A 15,429-nucleotide genomic window follows, 5' to 3' on the forward strand; every position below is an offset into this window, starting at 1 on the left:
GGCGGGCACTTTATGTCAAAGCAGCCCCCTTTTTTAAGGCTGCCTCCGTTGAAGAGGCAGCCTTACTGTCAGTCAATCTATCGGTTTGTTGCCACTTTTCTGACCATGAATGGCACGCATTTAACAGGTGGACAGTCACAATCGGTACGCGGAATGGTAACCACTGTGTCGGCAAAGCAGCCCTCAGCTGTGAACACACGTACGGTATATGTGTCGCCTGTCGCCGTTGCCGGGTTAACCAGATCCGCTTGCAGCACGCTGCCCGTCGTTAAACCCGCCAGCGACTGATTGGTGGCAAATAGTGCGTTAGCCGCCGAGAATGTAGCGCCGGGGCTGATATTATACGTTGCTCCCGACACCACTGGAGCGGCCAACACGAGCTGAGCATTATTCTGGGCGGCCGGTGCGGTGCTGCTACAAGTGGCCGCTAGGGCTGTTACTGATAACGAAACTGGTGCCGAGCGCTCGACAATGATAAGCGGGCAGCACGAATTACCAGGGCAGCTACTGCCAGCGTTGTCCAGAATAACGACCCGGTATTCGCCTGCCTGTGTGGCAATGTAGCTGTTAGCACTTGAGCTCTGTACCACTGTGCTGGTGGCTGATCCGGGTGCCGTATACTGCCATTGGTATGTGTTGAAGCCAGCCACCGTAGTCAGGCTAAATGCATAGTCGCTGCCCGCACAGACCGTGAAAGGCACCGTAACACAAACCGTTGCCACTTGCGTACAGGCGACTTCATTTGTTGCCGTCACTGTAAACGTGTAGATACCGGATGCCAAACCAGCCGTTGTCGCCGTGGCCGAGTTGGTTGACGTGATAGTTACCCCAGCCGGAGCACTCCACACATATGTGTAGCTACCAGCCGGTGCTACCGTGGCCGACAGGTAGGCCGGCTGTCCTTCAGCAACGGTTGAACTCGCTGCGTTGGCTGTTAGCGTAATCGCACAAACAATCTCGCAAGTCGGCACCACAACCGACGTAGTGGCAGTACAGCCGTCAGCAGTGTAATCAAATTGGTATGTACCAGCAACTAAACCGCCTACTGTTGTTGATGCAGCATTGGTGGTAAAGCTAGCCAGGGATGGATTACCGGGCGTATTGCTCCACGTACCTCCAGTTGGTGAAGCAGTTAGAGTAGCCGATGTTGGCGCCTGTCCCAGCGGTCCGCAGACGAGCGTTTGGCTAGCTACCAAATCAGGTTTTGGTTTCACTGTCACCTGAATCGGTTCGATGCTGAAGCAACCGGTAAGCAGCGAGGTAACCCGTGTAAAGTAAGGGGTCGTTAGCGTTGGCGTCACCGTGGTGCTGGTCAGCGGGCTGAGTAAGCTCTGGGCGTTGGAGAATGTCGTGAAAAACGCGCTGGTAGCTCCCGCTTCCGTCGTCACCCGTGTGCGCAAATCGACCGATTCGCCGAGGCAAATACTCAAGCTCGTGGTTGTCACAGTCGGTAACGGGGCAGTTGTCAGCGCAACATAAACGACATCTGAACAACTTGACGAGCTGTCGGCAACCAGTGCAAAGTAGACGGTTTCGCCCGGCGCTGGCAGTTGAGCACTTGTTGGCGTGTAGCTAAGGCCCGTACCGATAGCCGTGCCCAATGGGCTGGCTATATCAACCAGCGGACCATAGAATGCGCTGCTGGCTACCGTACCACTAATTACAGTGGCCGTAATGGGCAGCGGAGTAGCCCCTTCGCAAACAGTCTGTGACTGTATAGTAGCCGCGATCGACAGTACAGGCTTTACCTCGAGTGTTACCTGAATAGGCGTAATGATGGTACAACCTGTTGGATTCGTCGACACTACATTGAACAGGTTGCTGCCCACAGCCAGGCTAACGTTTTCAGGATTGGCAATCACCGAGCCGTCGATTCCGCCCAGACGGAAGATAGACGTTAGACCCAATACACTGCCATTGCTGGCCAGAATAGCGCTTAGGTTGACAGGCGTACCTATGTCGGCGCAAAGTGAGAGATTGATCGGCGAAGTTACGGGCACGTCCACACCGGTGACAGAGATCGGTGCCGCCGCCGTACAACCGAACGTACCCGTACTCACCACATTGAACAGATTTTCACCCGCAGCGATGGTTACGGCCGTCGGTGTACTAATGAGTGACCCTTGCCCCAGTAGGCTACCCGTCCGGAACACATTAGTCAATCCACTGGCACCGATTAGGGTGGTCAGGTCCAGCGAAACACCAGCACACAGACTTAGACTGCTTGGCGACAAGGCTGGCAAGGCGATGCCTGTCACGTTAATTCTGGTAGCAGCTGTGCAGCCTGACGGATTGGTCGAGACCACATTGAACAGATTCACCCCCGTACCGACAGTCACCATGGTTGGGGAAGTCACCAACGTCCCCAACCCCAGCAGGCTACCTGTTCTGAAGACATTCGTTAACCCACTTAACCCGCTCAAACTGGTTAGGTCTAAAGTCGTCCCCACGCACAATGACAGGTTGATCGGCGACAGAACTGGTATAGCCACTCCAGTTACGCTGATTGGCGTAGCAGCGGTACAGCCCGACGGGTTGGTCGAGACTACGTTGAACAGATTCGCCCCCGTGCTAATCGTAACGGCCGTGGGCGAGCTGACCAACGTACCTGACCCAAGTAAACTACCCGTGCGGAAGACATTGGTCAACCCGCTCAGGCCTGTCAGGCTGTTGAGGTTCATCACACTACCCGCACACAGGCTCAGGCTGATTGGCGACAATGCAGGTACAGCCACACCCGTAATGCTGATTGGTGCCGCCGCCGTACAGCCAGCCGGGTTAGTCGACACTACATTGAATAGGTTAACGCCGCTACTGATGGTCACCGTGGTTGGGGAAGTCACCAATGTACCTGACCCTAGCAGGCTACCTGTCCGAAAAACGTTGGTCAGACCGCTCAATCCGCTTAGACTAGTCAGGTTCAACACAGTACCAGCGCATAAGCTCAGGCTAATTGGTGATAGGGTGGGAACGGCGACACCCGTGACAGAAATTGGCGTGGCTGCTGTACAACCGGCTGGATTGGTCGACACTACGTTGAATAGGTTGACGCCTGTGCCAATGGTAACGGCCGTGGGCGAGCCGACCAACGTACCTGACCCAAGTAAACTACCCGTGCGGAAGACATTGGTCAACCCGCTCAGGCCTGTCAGGCTGTTGAGGTTCATCACACTACCCGCACACAGGCTTAGGCTGATTGGCGACAATGCAGGTACAGCCACACCCGTAATGCTGATTGGTGCCGTTGCTGTACAGCCAGCCGGATTGGTCGACACTACATTGAATTGATTCGTTCCGGTTGCGATAGTCACAGTTGTCGGTGAGCTTACTTGTGTTCCTAAACCAGTCACAAGACCTGTACGGAATACATTAGTCAACCCACTCAACCCACTTAGACTATTCAGGTTGACTACAGTTCCTGCACATAGACTCAAACTAATCGGCAACAAAACAGGCGGCTGATTGACCGACACGGTTAGCGGGCAGCTGGTTAATATTGTAGTCAACCCGCCTATGCCTAATACGGACACAGATGCTGTATACGTAGTTGTTGCGGTCGGGCTGAATACTGGCGACGTAGTAGGACTCAGTAGCGTGCCTAACGGCCCCAGTGTACCGTAGGTAACAACACCACCCAGAGGTACCCCACTCACAGCCAGCGTGACAGGTTGCCCCAGACAAACAGCTGACTGCGACGCCGTCAATGTAATAAGTGGCGTAGCACTGGCCGTAACAGACACGACATTGGTCGTGAAGCAGGTGGGACCGTTCAAAATAGTAACGGTGAAGTTGTTTACCCCCGTGGTCAGATTACTAACTGTGGCTGTAGCCGTATTGCCTCCGGTAACAATTACGCCAGCTGGCGCAGCCACCGAATACGTGTAGCTTCCAGACGGGCTCACCTGTGTGGTCAATAAAATCGACTGATTCACGCATACGTTACTGCTGCTAGCCCGTGTAATAGCGGTAAACGAACAGGGAATTATACCAATGTCGAACGTGAAATTATTTTGTCCTATCCCACCCGTTGTGAGCGAAAGCGTGGCCGTTGTTGTTCCCGGCACAAAATCGCTATCGATCAGATCATTGGTGCCCTGGTTTTGAACCGTAAAGGCATAACCTGTAAGTGCGGTCTGACTGGCAGGAATTCGAATCTGGTAAGCTGTATTGTAGGTCAACGCTGTAGTCGACGTCGACCGAAATACGTACAACCCGTTGTTGTCGGTGACAGTAGTGGCCAGCGGCGTAGTGCCATTAGGCGCAAATAGCTGAACGACCAACCCCGCCAGCGGTAATTCACCGGGATCTTGTATACCATCTTTGTCAGTATCGATCCAGGCCCGGTTACCAATTTCGATGGGGGCCGGATTACAGGTAGCCTCAAGGCCACCTAATCCATTCGATTTCCCGATGTTATTTGATGAGGTGCCGTCCGTATTGTATCCGTAAAACACGTTTCCGGCGGCAGTTACGCGGCCTTCTTTGTTGCTCATACTCATCACCCCGACCTGCCCGGTATGCCCAACTACGTCTACCTGCGTAACAATCACGTTTGGTGATCCGGGTAGTTGCAGCACAGAGCCTTGTGAAGCTTCGCCTTCAAAACCATCGTCACCCCAGTAATACTCATAGCCACCTGGCCCACGGCTATTGCCCTGAACGCGCTGACTTGTCGTATAGGGATCAGTGGTAGGCGGGGCTGTGCCTACAAATGATCTTACACCACCACATACCCCGTTGCTCTCCAGCGTCCAGCTGCCGGGTGTTACGGAGCAGGCCCGCAAAATATCCCCACCTACAACCCAGGTACTCAGGTTAACCGCGTCGGCGAGCCGTGAACGAACACCCAAAATCATGTCTGACCCGTCGAAGGCAATATCAGTTAGCCAGGGCTGTGTCTTGGCACGTGGACCGGCTCCAGTCGTGCTAGCAGTAGATGGGCCTGTCGGAAATTCGTCTAACACGGGATACGTGTTCCAATCCACCCACCCCATGTTGTTACGGATATAGGTTGGGTACGTGTTGAACCCGTAATAGTTGGCGTCACTTGAGTTTGTCTCACTGACGCCGTCGTCGGCGCGGGGGTATGTAAACGGAATGGTTAGTACGGTGGTAAACGTAGATCCGTTGTATTCATACACGTATCCTTTCAGGTTCGCCTCTGTACCCGAACCGCAGGTTATACCAATGTATATTTTGCCCCGGTGTACCCGGATGGCAAAAGGTCGATAATCGACAGTACAGTCTGCCGGGCCGGGAATGGCCACGGTAGTGGCGGTTCCAGCCGTTGGTGTACCGGCACCGAGGGGAATACTCACCAGCGTGCGGGCATTCAGGTTAATCGCGTACAGCGTGCGTTCATCTTCCGACAAAGCAATGTTGCCCAGACCGACCTTACCAACATTTGTCTGCGACACAACGCCACCGATCAGCGCCCCTACGTTGGCAACGGTCGCAAATACTGCCGTGGTAGGCGTAGGCGACGACAGGTTGATCGCGTAAATAGCCCCCAATCCATTCCGGACTGGTGAAGCTGTGCGGGCGAAAGCGGCTGCAAAAAGAATTTTGCTTCGACGGTGATAGGCAAAGCCGTTTACTGTACCAACCTGCGCCTGGTTAGCCAGTACCCGTTTGGTCATGGTGGGAGCCAGCGAAAACTGGGCACTGATGGTAGTAACGCCATTTACAAATGGACGTGCGGGATCCGAGATTTCTGACGGCGCAAACTCGACAATAGCTCCATCTGTCAACACGGCGCTTGCGTTGAAACAGGAGGTGACCACGGTAGTTTGGGCAAATGTCTGGCAGTAATCACCGGGGTAGTTAAACCCGAAATTGGCGGTAGTGCTGGTGCCTGCCGTCACAAACTGGATCGACGTCGTAGTACCACCTGTGGCTAACTGTCCACCGTCAAAATCGAAGTTGGTCGCCGAAAAGCCAGAAAATTGAAGTCGGACGGCCGTACCAGACGGCAATTGAGCATTGGTAAACGTGTAGCTCCCCGTACTACTTGATGTGGTTGTAAACGAAGTAGTGGATGTAGTGGCTACTACCGTAATGCCAGCTACGCCAGGTTCGCCATACGAATACGTACCTGAAAGAGGAATACTTTGGTAAGTTCCGTTGGCATTGTAGTCGCGGAAAACAGTCCCTGTCACCTGGGCCTGTACCGACGAAGTCAGAACAAGAAGTACACAGGTAAATAGGGGGATTAATCGTTGACCAACCGCGGCAACTAATGAGGCCTTCGCTAATTGGTTTCCAATGTTAGTCAACCTTAGCAGGGAGATCTTGGTCATAGTTTGGTCGCTAGGTAGTATGCGCCCAAAACATCGCCAAAATTATGCCACCACACTAGCCTTTTGGTGCGGCAGAAAACATAGCCAGTAAATGTGCCTATTTAGTTACAATATCCAAATAATACCATTACACAATGCAATAACGCCTATATTTTTGTACTATTCCAATAATATCGAAAGTTGCGCATATGTGTTAGGCATACTTTTTGTGGGCAATTAAGTACATAGGTGGGCTAGTTGTTCCTGCAAACAACTGCTGCGCTACAGGCAGTAAAAACATAAACAGTTGATGCGAAAGAACTACGCGAATGAAGAGTTCATACCCCTCCTGCCGAGTTACTAATTAACAAAAAAGGCCACCGGACGTATCCGATGGCCTCCTTTAGCTAGATGACAAGCGCACCTAAGCTGGAAGATCTGTTTCGGGTTTCTTGCCTAGCACATCGTCAATTGCCTGTTCAGCGTTAGGAAAGTTCGTTTTCAGCATTTCTGCCAATTGTGTCTTCAACTTCTCGAAATACTCAGGCGCATTGTCGATGGCCCCTTCCGCCTCTGACTTCAGTTGGGTCCCCTTTTCCTTCAGATCGGCCATCATCTTTTCGCCGTCTTCAGTTTGCAGGTATTTATTCAGTGCAACGCCGGCGGCGGCACCCAAAATAAACGTGGCCAGGTGTTTTGCATTGACTGCCATTGGTTTTGTGCTGTTTAGTGAGCTACGAACGTACCGCTTTTATGTATAGAGTGAAAGAAATACAAGGGGAAAGAGTGACGAGCGGCGCGGGGGCAGGACTCGTGGAAGCGGCCTGGAGTCAAAGAATAATCAGGTTGTTACCGTGACAGAGGCACTCCTACCTCTTTCACCCATTCACCTTTTACCTTTGCTCACATGATACGGCGATTATTTCTGGGTTTTCTGGTGCTGTTGCTTGCCCTGGGCATCTGGCAACGCGAATGGGTTAGTTACGGCTACATGCAGGCGAAGGGTCAGTTAAACATCATGCTGCATACCCGCTCTGTTGCCGAGGTGCTGGCTAACCCTACCTATCCCGACTCGCTGAAAACAAAGATTCGGCTTATTCAGGAAATCAAACAGTTTGCTCAGGATTCACTCGGGCTCAATCCATCCAGTAACTTCACCACATTTCACGATCAGGCCGGAAAACCGCTGATGTGGGTTCTGGTTGGTTCAGAGCGCTACGAACTCAAGCCAGTCACTTACGACATTCCGCTCCTTGGCACATTCTCATACAAAGGATTTTTTGATCGAAAACGGCTTGTAGAAGCTGATAGTGCGCTGCAACGACAAGGCTACGACACCCGTATCAACGAAGTAGCCGCCTATTCAACATTAGGGTTTTTCAAAGACCCTATTCTGTCGAGTATGCTGAAACGAAATGAATGGAGTCTGGCCGAACTGATTATTCACGAACTGACACACGGTACACTGTTTATCAAGGATCAACTTGAATACAACGAGAATCTCGCCGACTTTGTGGGTGAGTACGGAGCCGAGCGGTTCATGGCACAGAAATACGGCCGGGATTCGCTGCCTTATCGGAATTACCTGGCCACCAAAGCTTACTACGAACGGTTCGATGATCACATTCTGCGTGGAACCCAAAAACTCGACAGTGCTTATAAAACCGTTAAACCTTCAACACCGGTGGCCGTCAAAGAAGCTATGAAGTGGAAACTGATTGAAACGATCATGACTTCTACTGACACGTTGCCAGATATGCGTTCGAACCGTTCAGTGGATAGACGGGTCTGGTTAAAAACTGACTTGCCCAACAATGCGTACTTTGTAGGGTTTCTAACGTACAGAAAACAGCAGAACCGGTTCAAAACTGAGTTTGTTACTCAATTTAATAGTGACTTTCCGCGTTATTTATCACATCTGAAAAACACCTATCCGTCTCTATAACTGTTTGATTGCCATGAAGAAAACGGGTATCGCGCTAGGCATATTACTTATTCTTACGGCCGCCTTTACAACGGCTAACACGTACCGTCGGGTTGTTAATACAAGCTTTGGCCCCGGCGAGCATCTCGAATATCGCGTGCACTATGGCATTATCAACGCTGCCGAAGCACGGGTCGATGTGGCTCCGGCGCTCTATTCTGTAAACGGCCGCCCCTGTTACCAGGTGAACGTATTTGGTCGCACCACCGGCGCGTTCGATCTAGTGACGAAAGTGCGCGACACCTGGCGGTCTTACATTGATACATCGGCTATTCTTCCGCAGAAATTTTACACCAACATTCAGGAAAACAGCTATCGGAAGGAGGAAAATATGACCTTCAACCACGCGACCAATACGGTAAAGGCCGAGGAACGCACCGAGAAAGATCTGTTTAAAGTGCCTGAAAACGTGCACGATGTTGTGAGCAGCTATTATTTTCTGCGCACCATCGACTTCAACAAAATTGGCGTGGGTACCATAATCGAACTGCCCGCTTTTTATGACGATACGGTCTACAACATGAAAGTGAGGTACCGGGGTAAGGAGGCGATCAAGACAAAATTCGGGAAGATCAACACCATTAAGCTCAGCCCCATCCTGTCGACCAACGGATTTTTCAAGGGAGAAAACGCGCTGTTGATGTGGGTATCCGACGACGCAAATAAAGTGCCGCTGAAAGTCGAAGTGGAATTGTCGATTGGCTCCCTCGACATGGATATCAAATCACACTCAGGCCTGAAACACCCGCTGGCATTTAGAAACTAACAGATCTGCAGTTTATGGTTTGATGTTGCGCCGCTGATGTACGTAGCCCACAGTTGTTCGCCACATCAGCGCCTCCCAAAATCAGTTTCCGATCCATGCCCATTAATCGGTTCGTCGCGTTACGCATTTTCTCGCTAACCGCTCTATCCACGTTAATCGGCTCCAGCTGAGTCGTACGTAGGGTTGCGCTACTGCCCCGAAACTTTCATAAAACGAGACGACACCCACTTTCTCGGGACTCTCAAAATCAAGCAACGCTGGCTTTGGCGTTGCTTTTTTTTGTTCAGTCTGAATCAGCTCATCCAGCAGGATCGTTCGGGCGTTCAACCAGCGACCTTCAGCGTTAGCCGCATTGAACAGGTAAGTAATTCGCCCGTGCTGCTCCACAAACAGCGCGCCTGCTACGATCTGCCCATCAGCGTAGGCGTAGCGCAATGTACCCAGCTCACGTGCTTGCAGCGCCTTGAACAGAACCCGAAAAAGGGTGTAGGCCCATTCACCAACGCCTATATCTGCCGCGTGATTCTCCTGAAATAATCGTAGTAGCGGCTCGACATCGATTGATTCGGTCAACTGCCAGTCAAGTACGTTAGCCACCCGACGCCGGGCACGCCGCACGTTCATCTGCCGGTCGGGCGTGTAGTTGGGCGTGGTTTTTCTATAGCTATCCCGTAACGGCAAAACGTGCGTGAATAACGCCTGCTGACGTACCTGAGCAGGTAAACCCGGCAACGGGCTATCAAGTAGTAACTGCCAGACAGACCCATGTCGGTAGCGGTCGTACACGGCCTGAATAAACGGGCCGGGATCAATTGGCTGATTAGAAAAAATGGCCAGGAACTGGCAGAAAAGGGGCTGGTAGACTACCCATTGCCCCCACCGTCGGCGCAACGGGATGGGCAACACAGCCTCATACCCAACTGGATTGCCGTCAGGTACGTTGGTACGTACGAGCCCCTCCCATCGCCAGCCGGGCAGGTACGTTACCGCGTCCAGATACCACGTGTGCCCATACAGCAACGCATTATGCGCACTGGCGACACAGTGATCCCAGGCATGATCATCGAGTTGATGGCGGGACAGGAAGCGGAGCAAAGGAGACTTTGATGTTTATAGGTTGATGTTTGTCGTTGCGCTTGGCCACAAGTTGGTGAGTTAGCAGCGTAACGACAAACATCAACCTATAAACATCAAACCTACTTAAAGTACGCTTTCAATTTGGCGACCTGCTCTTTGGTTTCGGGGTTTTCCTTCAGCAAGTCATTCACGAGTTGAATAGCATGAATGACGGTGCTGTGGTCGCGTCCGCCGAAATGGTAGCCAATGGATTTCAACGAGAGTTCGGTCAGTTCCTTAGCCAGATACATGGCCACCTGCCGGGGATACACCACTTCCCGTTTGCGGCTCTTCGATTTAAGATCGGCAATAGTCGTGTTATAGAAGTCGGCCACCAACTCCTGAACGGTATCGATGTTGATCTCCTTTTCATCATTGACAACGATGTTGCGCAACGTGGCTTTTGCCAGGTCAAGGTCAATCTCGCGGCGGTTTAGTGACGCCTGCGCCATGAGCGATACCACTACCCCTTCGAGTTCGCGCACGTTGGTATTGATGCTGTGGGCCAGGTATTCGATCACGCCATCGTCGATGTACACGCCTTCGGCCTGCAGTTTTTTCTGGATAATGGCGATGCGCGTTTCCAGATCGGGCGTTTGCAGGTCGGTGGTCAAGCCCCACTTAAACCGCGACAGCAGACGATCTTCCAGGCCGTCGAGCGCCCGCGGCGAGCGGTCGGAGGTCATGATGATCTGCTTGCCCGACTGGTGCAGGTGATTGAAGATGTGGAAGAAGATTTCCTGCGTCTTCTCTTTCTTCTGCAGAAACTGCACGTCGTCGATCACCAGTACGTCGACCTGCATGTAGAACGAGGTAAAATCGCGGATACCGTCGGTACGGATAGCGTTCAAAAACTGGTTGGTAAACTTCTCGGATGTAACGTACAGGACAAATTTATCCTGATTGTTATTCTTAATAAAGTTGCCGATGGCCTGCACCAGGTGCGTTTTACCAAGCCCTACACCGCCGTAAATCATCAGCGGATTGAACGAGGTTACGCCTGGCCGTGAGGCTACGGCGAAGCCAGCATTTCGGGCCAGTCTGTTGCAGTCGCCCTCTACGTAGTTATCAAACGTGTAAGTTGGGTTGAGGTACGAATCGAGCGTAAGCGAGTCGAGGTCTTTCAGGGCAAATGGCGACCGAAGCACCGGGCTCACGTTGTCGGGCTTGGCCGACTGCGGGCTTTTGGTGGTAGGCATGCTAACGGCAATGGGCCGGTTCTGCGCATCGCCCTGATCCACAACAATTGAATATTCAAGCTGCCCATCGCGGCCAATGGCATAATCGAGGGCTTTTCTGAGCGCATGAATGAAGTTTTCTTCCAGCCACTCATAGAAGAATTCACTCGGCACCTGAATCGTCAGTACCTTCCCGTTGAGCCGCACAGGAATGATGGGCTCAAACCAGGTCTTGAAACTTGGTTCAGGCACGATTTCCTGAATAACACGCAGACAATTGTTCCAAACAATATGTACTTCGCGTTGCATGGATCCGGGTGGTACGGGGGTGATCACTGAATGAACGTTAAGTGGAGCGGCGGTTACGGTCGCCAAAAGGGAGACAAAAGTAGCACAATTTATGAATTACGGGCCGAGAAAAACAGTGCGTACCTTTAGCCCGTTCTGTGATTTTGTAAACGACTATGCCGACCTCATTTCCGTCTCCCTTCCCACCCGCCACCCATGCTGACTGGCTGAACCAGGTGCAAAAAGACCTGAAAGACAGCACTGTATACGAAAGCTTGCGCTGGGCTTCGCCCGAGGGATTTACTGTTGAGCCGTATTACACAGCCGAACAGACGGCGTCGCTCGATTATTCGACGCTACAAATTTCTCAAAAATCTACGCCCGGCTGGCTCAGCGCACCGAGCTATTTTGCGGGCGTAGGCCAGGAAAAACACATAAACGCCATCCTGCGCGATGCCCTGACCAACGGGGCCGACGCATTGGTAGTGGACGTACCTGGCGGTGAAATTTCTGTGGCACGCCTGCTCGACGGCATCAAACTGAGTACTACGCCCGTTTATTTCAGGCTGGCAGCGGATGTGGATTCCGCTCACTTTCTACAGACGTTACGGCAGATTGCCCCGTATCAACTACGGGGCGGTATTCTCACCAGCCTACCAGCATCCACATCGGCAATCGCCGACCTCATCAGCCAAAGCACCGATTCGCCTAACTTTCGCACGATCGGCGTCAGCGGCCACGATTTTCATTCGGCCGGAGCTACTGCCACGCAGGAACTGGCTTTTACGCTGGCCCGGCTGGCAGAGACTTATGCCAGCTTATGGGCAAAAGGGCTAGCTATCGAGCCACTGGTGGCTAAAACCATAATTTCGATATCAGTAGGCACCAGCTATTTCATGGAAATGGCTAAACTCCGGGCGTTACGGGTCTTGCTATCCCGCGTGGCTCCGGCTGCGGCAGGCCCGGGGATTCAGTTACACGCCCAGACGTCGACGTTTTACGAAGCGGCGGCCACGCCTTACACCAACCTGCTTCGCACCACCACGGAAGCGATGGCGGCGGTTATTGGCGGCGCCGATGTGTTGACCGTACGTCCCTACGACGCAGTGTTGCATAACGAAGCAGAAGACCAGTCCGGCGAGTTTAGTCACCGCATTGCCCGCAATGTGTCGACTATGTTGAAGGCTGAGAGTTACCTGGATAAAGTAGCCGATCCCGCAGCAGGCAGTTACTACATTGAAACGCTGACGCACCAGCTTACCGAAGCGGCCTGGGTGTTATTCCAGCAAGTTCAGGAACAAGGCGGTTTGACCAACGCAATGGAAACCAAGTACGTTCAGCAGGAGCTGGCTAGGTCGTATGACGCCAAAGTTGAGGCTGTACAGAATGGGCGAGTCCTGGTTGGCGTAACGAAATTCAGACATGATGAAGCCGGCGACGAGGCCGCTAAGGCAGTTTATCGGTCCACTAGTCCTGTTGAGCTACCTGCTCGTCGGCTAGCCAGCGAGTTTGAGTAGTCGTCCTAGCCTTGAACCGGGCTGCTCGATAACAGGCCCCAACACCGTATTTGTGCTAGTTTAGTACGTATCACACCTTCATCCCGCATTGTAACCTCCTATGCGCACCCCTTCAACAGACTCACAACCCGCCAAAACGGCGCCAGATAAAGACGCTCAGCCTACCCTACCCGCCTACACAACAGCAGAGGGTATCCGGCTAAAACCGCGCTTCTCACCGGCCGACGTACCCACTGGCGTATTCAACTGGCAGGCAGGTATCCCTCCCTACCTGCGTGGACCCTATAGCAGCATGTATGTACGGCAGCCGTGGACCATTCGGCAATACGCCGGCTTTTCGACCGCCGAAGCCTCAAATGCCTTTTACCGGCGTAACCTGGCGGGGGGGCAGAAAGGGCTATCGGTCGCCTTCGACCTGGCTACGCACCGGGGTTACGACTCAGATCATCCACGGGTGGTGGGCGACGTAGGTAAAGCCGGGGTAGCCATCGACTCGGTTGAGGACATGAAGATTCTGTTCGACCAGATTCCCCTCGATCAGATGTCAGTATCTATGACTATGAACGGCGCGGTACTGCCCATTATGGCCTTCTACATCGTGGCCGCCGAAGAGCAGGGTGTTACTCCCGAGAAACTGTCGGGCACTATTCAGAACGACATTTTGAAGGAGTTCATGGTGCGTAATACGTACATCTACCCCCCCGCTCCTTCGATGCGGCTGATCGGCGATATCTTCGCTTATACCAGCCAGCATATGCCGAAATTTAATTCGATCAGCATCAGCGGCTATCATATGCACGAAGCGGGCGCACCCGCCCATCTCGAACTGGCCTATACCCTGGCCGATGGGCTGGAGTACATTCGCACTGGTCTGGCAGCAGGCATGAGCATCGATCAGTTTGCGCCGCGCCTGTCGTTTTTCTGGGGCATTGGCATGAATCACTTCATGGAGATTGCCAAGCTACGGGCGGGACGGTTGCTCTGGGCTACGCTGGTAAAACAGTTTGGCCCGCAAAACGCCAAGTCGCTCGCCTTACGCACCCACTGTCAAACATCGGGCTACAGCCTCACCGAGCAGGACCCCTTCAACAATGTAGCCCGCACGGCCATTGAAGCCCTGGCAGCGGTACTGGGCGGCACCCAGAGCCTACATACCAACTCCCTAGACGAGGCCATCGCGCTCCCCACCGACTTTTCGGCCCGTATTGCCCGGAATACGCAACTGTATCTCCAGCACGAAACCGACATCACCCGCGCCGTTGACCCCTGGGGCGGGTCGTATTACGTGGAGTACCTGACCAGCGAGCTGGTTGATAAGGCGTGGGCCCTGATTGAGGAGGTAGAACAACTGGGCGGTATGACTAAAGCCATCGACACAGGTCTGCCTAAACTCCGCATTGAAGAAGCCGCCGCCCGCAAACAGGCACGTATCGATGGCGGCAAAGACGTGATCGTCGGCGTGAATCGGTACAAACCTGCCACCGATACGGTGATCGAGCTACTCGAAGTCGATAACCAGGCGGTGCGCGAATCACAGTTGGCCCGGCTCGCGCAGGTACGTGCCTCGCGCGACCAGGCGAAGGTAGATCAGGCACTGGCCGCCCTGACAGCCGCCGCCAGCGGTAACGATAACCTGCTCGCCCTGGCCGTAGAAGCAGCGCGGCAACGAGCTACACTCGGCGAGATATCAGATGCCCTAGAAACGATATTTGGCCGCCACAAAGCCACCATCCGGTCGGTATCGGGCGTGTATTCGGCGGAGGTATCTGATGATGAGAACTTCCGCATTGCCCGTAACATGACCAATCAGTTTGCCGCAGAAGAGGGTCGCCGCCCCCGGATTCTGGTTGCCAAGATGGGCCAGGATGGGCATGATCGAGGTGCCAAAATCATCGCCACCAGTTTTGCCGACCTCGGCTTCGATGTCGATATGGGCCCGTTGTTCCAGACCCCCGCCGAGGTAGCCCGACAAGCGGCCGAGAACGACGTGCATATTGTTGGCGTGTCGAGTTTGGCGGCGGGTCATAAAACGCTGGTACCGCAACTGATCAATGAATTGAAAGCCATCGGCCGCGACGACATCATGGTCATTGCCGGAGGCGTAATACCAGCTGGTGACTACCAGTTTCTGTACGATGCTGGCGTGAAAGGCGTTTTTGGTCCCGGCACAATTATCTCCATCGCTGCCCAGAAAATCCTGGCTGAACTGATGGGGTCTGCCGTGTAGTAAAATGAGCAGTCAAGGCGCACGAAATCAGCCTACAGATGGCTTCATTAAGATCGACCGCGAGTTGCTGCCTGA

Annotated in this window: 8 protein-coding genes; 4 read left to right on the forward strand and 4 right to left on the reverse strand. The window is 53.1% G+C overall.

What is annotated here, in order from left to right; genetic code table 11:
* Window positions 1-77: 77 nt before the first annotated feature.
* Together F7231_RS20750 and F7231_RS20755 are read right to left on the reverse strand one after the other, a co-directional pair.
* Window positions 78-6,299 (reverse strand): SdrD B-like domain-containing protein, encoded by a 6,222-nt coding sequence (locus tag F7231_RS20750; protein ID WP_166693394.1) that lies wholly within the window; start codon window positions 6,297-6,299, stop codon window positions 78-80.
* A 403-nt stretch (window positions 6,300-6,702) separates the two neighbouring features.
* Entirely contained in the window at window positions 6,703-6,990 is a 288-nt protein-coding gene (locus F7231_RS20755) for a YtxH domain-containing protein (RefSeq protein WP_085412903.1), read from the reverse strand.
* A gap of 195 nt (window positions 6,991-7,185) precedes the next feature.
* Between F7231_RS20755 and F7231_RS20760 the strand changes: the two genes are divergently transcribed.
* Window positions 7,186-8,223 (forward strand): aminopeptidase, encoded by a 1,038-nt coding sequence (locus F7231_RS20760; protein ID WP_166693395.1) that lies wholly within the window; start codon window positions 7,186-7,188, stop codon window positions 8,221-8,223.
* A gap of 13 nt (window positions 8,224-8,236) precedes the next feature.
* On the forward strand, window positions 8,237-9,028 hold the full coding sequence (locus F7231_RS20765; RefSeq protein ID WP_085412901.1) for a DUF3108 domain-containing protein: 792 nt from the start codon (window positions 8,237-8,239) through the stop codon (window positions 9,026-9,028).
* A gap of 102 nt (window positions 9,029-9,130) precedes the next feature.
* On the opposite strand, the gene F7231_RS20770 is transcribed toward F7231_RS20765, so the two are convergent.
* Both F7231_RS20770 and dnaA read right to left on the reverse strand, forming a co-directional pair.
* A complete protein-coding gene (locus F7231_RS20770; protein ID WP_229370179.1) occupies window positions 9,131-10,123 on the reverse strand; it encodes a GNAT family N-acetyltransferase in 993 nt (330 codons plus the stop codon).
* 101 nt (window positions 10,124-10,224) lie between these two features.
* Window positions 10,225-11,631, reverse strand: a complete 1,407-nt coding sequence (gene dnaA, locus F7231_RS20775) for a chromosomal replication initiator protein DnaA (protein WP_085415140.1) — start codon at window positions 11,629-11,631, stop codon at window positions 10,225-10,227.
* A 155-nt stretch (window positions 11,632-11,786) separates the two neighbouring features.
* Between dnaA and F7231_RS20780 the strand changes: the two genes are divergently transcribed.
* Both F7231_RS20780 and scpA read left to right on the forward strand, forming a co-directional pair.
* Window positions 11,787-13,127 carry a methylmalonyl-CoA mutase family protein gene (locus F7231_RS20780; RefSeq protein WP_166693396.1) on the forward strand — a complete coding sequence of 447 codons (1,341 nt, stop codon included), beginning with the start codon at window positions 11,787-11,789 and terminating at the stop codon, window positions 13,125-13,127.
* Between the two features lie 100 nt (window positions 13,128-13,227).
* Window positions 13,228-15,354, forward strand: coding sequence for a methylmalonyl-CoA mutase (scpA, locus tag F7231_RS20785; protein WP_166693397.1), 2,127 nt, complete (start codon window positions 13,228-13,230; stop codon window positions 15,352-15,354).
* Window positions 15,355-15,429 lie beyond the last annotated feature (75 nt).

Source organism: Fibrivirga algicola (genome assembly GCF_011742925.1).
Lineage (GTDB): Bacteria > Bacteroidota > Bacteroidia > Cytophagales > Spirosomataceae > Fibrella > Fibrella algicola.

What these genes read in the sequence shown, in the direction of transcription:
- F7231_RS20750 (WP_166693394.1), bottom strand. Translation starts at nt 6,299, where the DNA reads ATGACCAAGATCTCCCTGCTAAGGTTGACTAACATTGGAAACCAATTA.
- dnaA (WP_085415140.1), bottom strand. Translation starts at nt 11,631, where the DNA reads ATGCAACGCGAAGTACATATTGTTTGGAACAATTGTCTGCGTGTTATT.
- F7231_RS20755 (WP_085412903.1), bottom strand. Translation starts at nt 6,990, where the DNA reads ATGGCAGTCAATGCAAAACACCTGGCCACGTTTATTTTGGGTGCCGCC.
- F7231_RS20765 (WP_085412901.1), top strand. Translation starts at nt 8,237, where the DNA reads ATGAAGAAAACGGGTATCGCGCTAGGCATATTACTTATTCTTACGGCC.
- F7231_RS20780 (WP_166693396.1), top strand. Translation starts at nt 11,787, where the DNA reads ATGCCGACCTCATTTCCGTCTCCCTTCCCACCCGCCACCCATGCTGAC.
- F7231_RS20760 (WP_166693395.1), top strand. Translation starts at nt 7,186, where the DNA reads ATGATACGGCGATTATTTCTGGGTTTTCTGGTGCTGTTGCTTGCCCTG.
- scpA (WP_166693397.1), top strand. Translation starts at nt 13,228, where the DNA reads ATGCGCACCCCTTCAACAGACTCACAACCCGCCAAAACGGCGCCAGAT.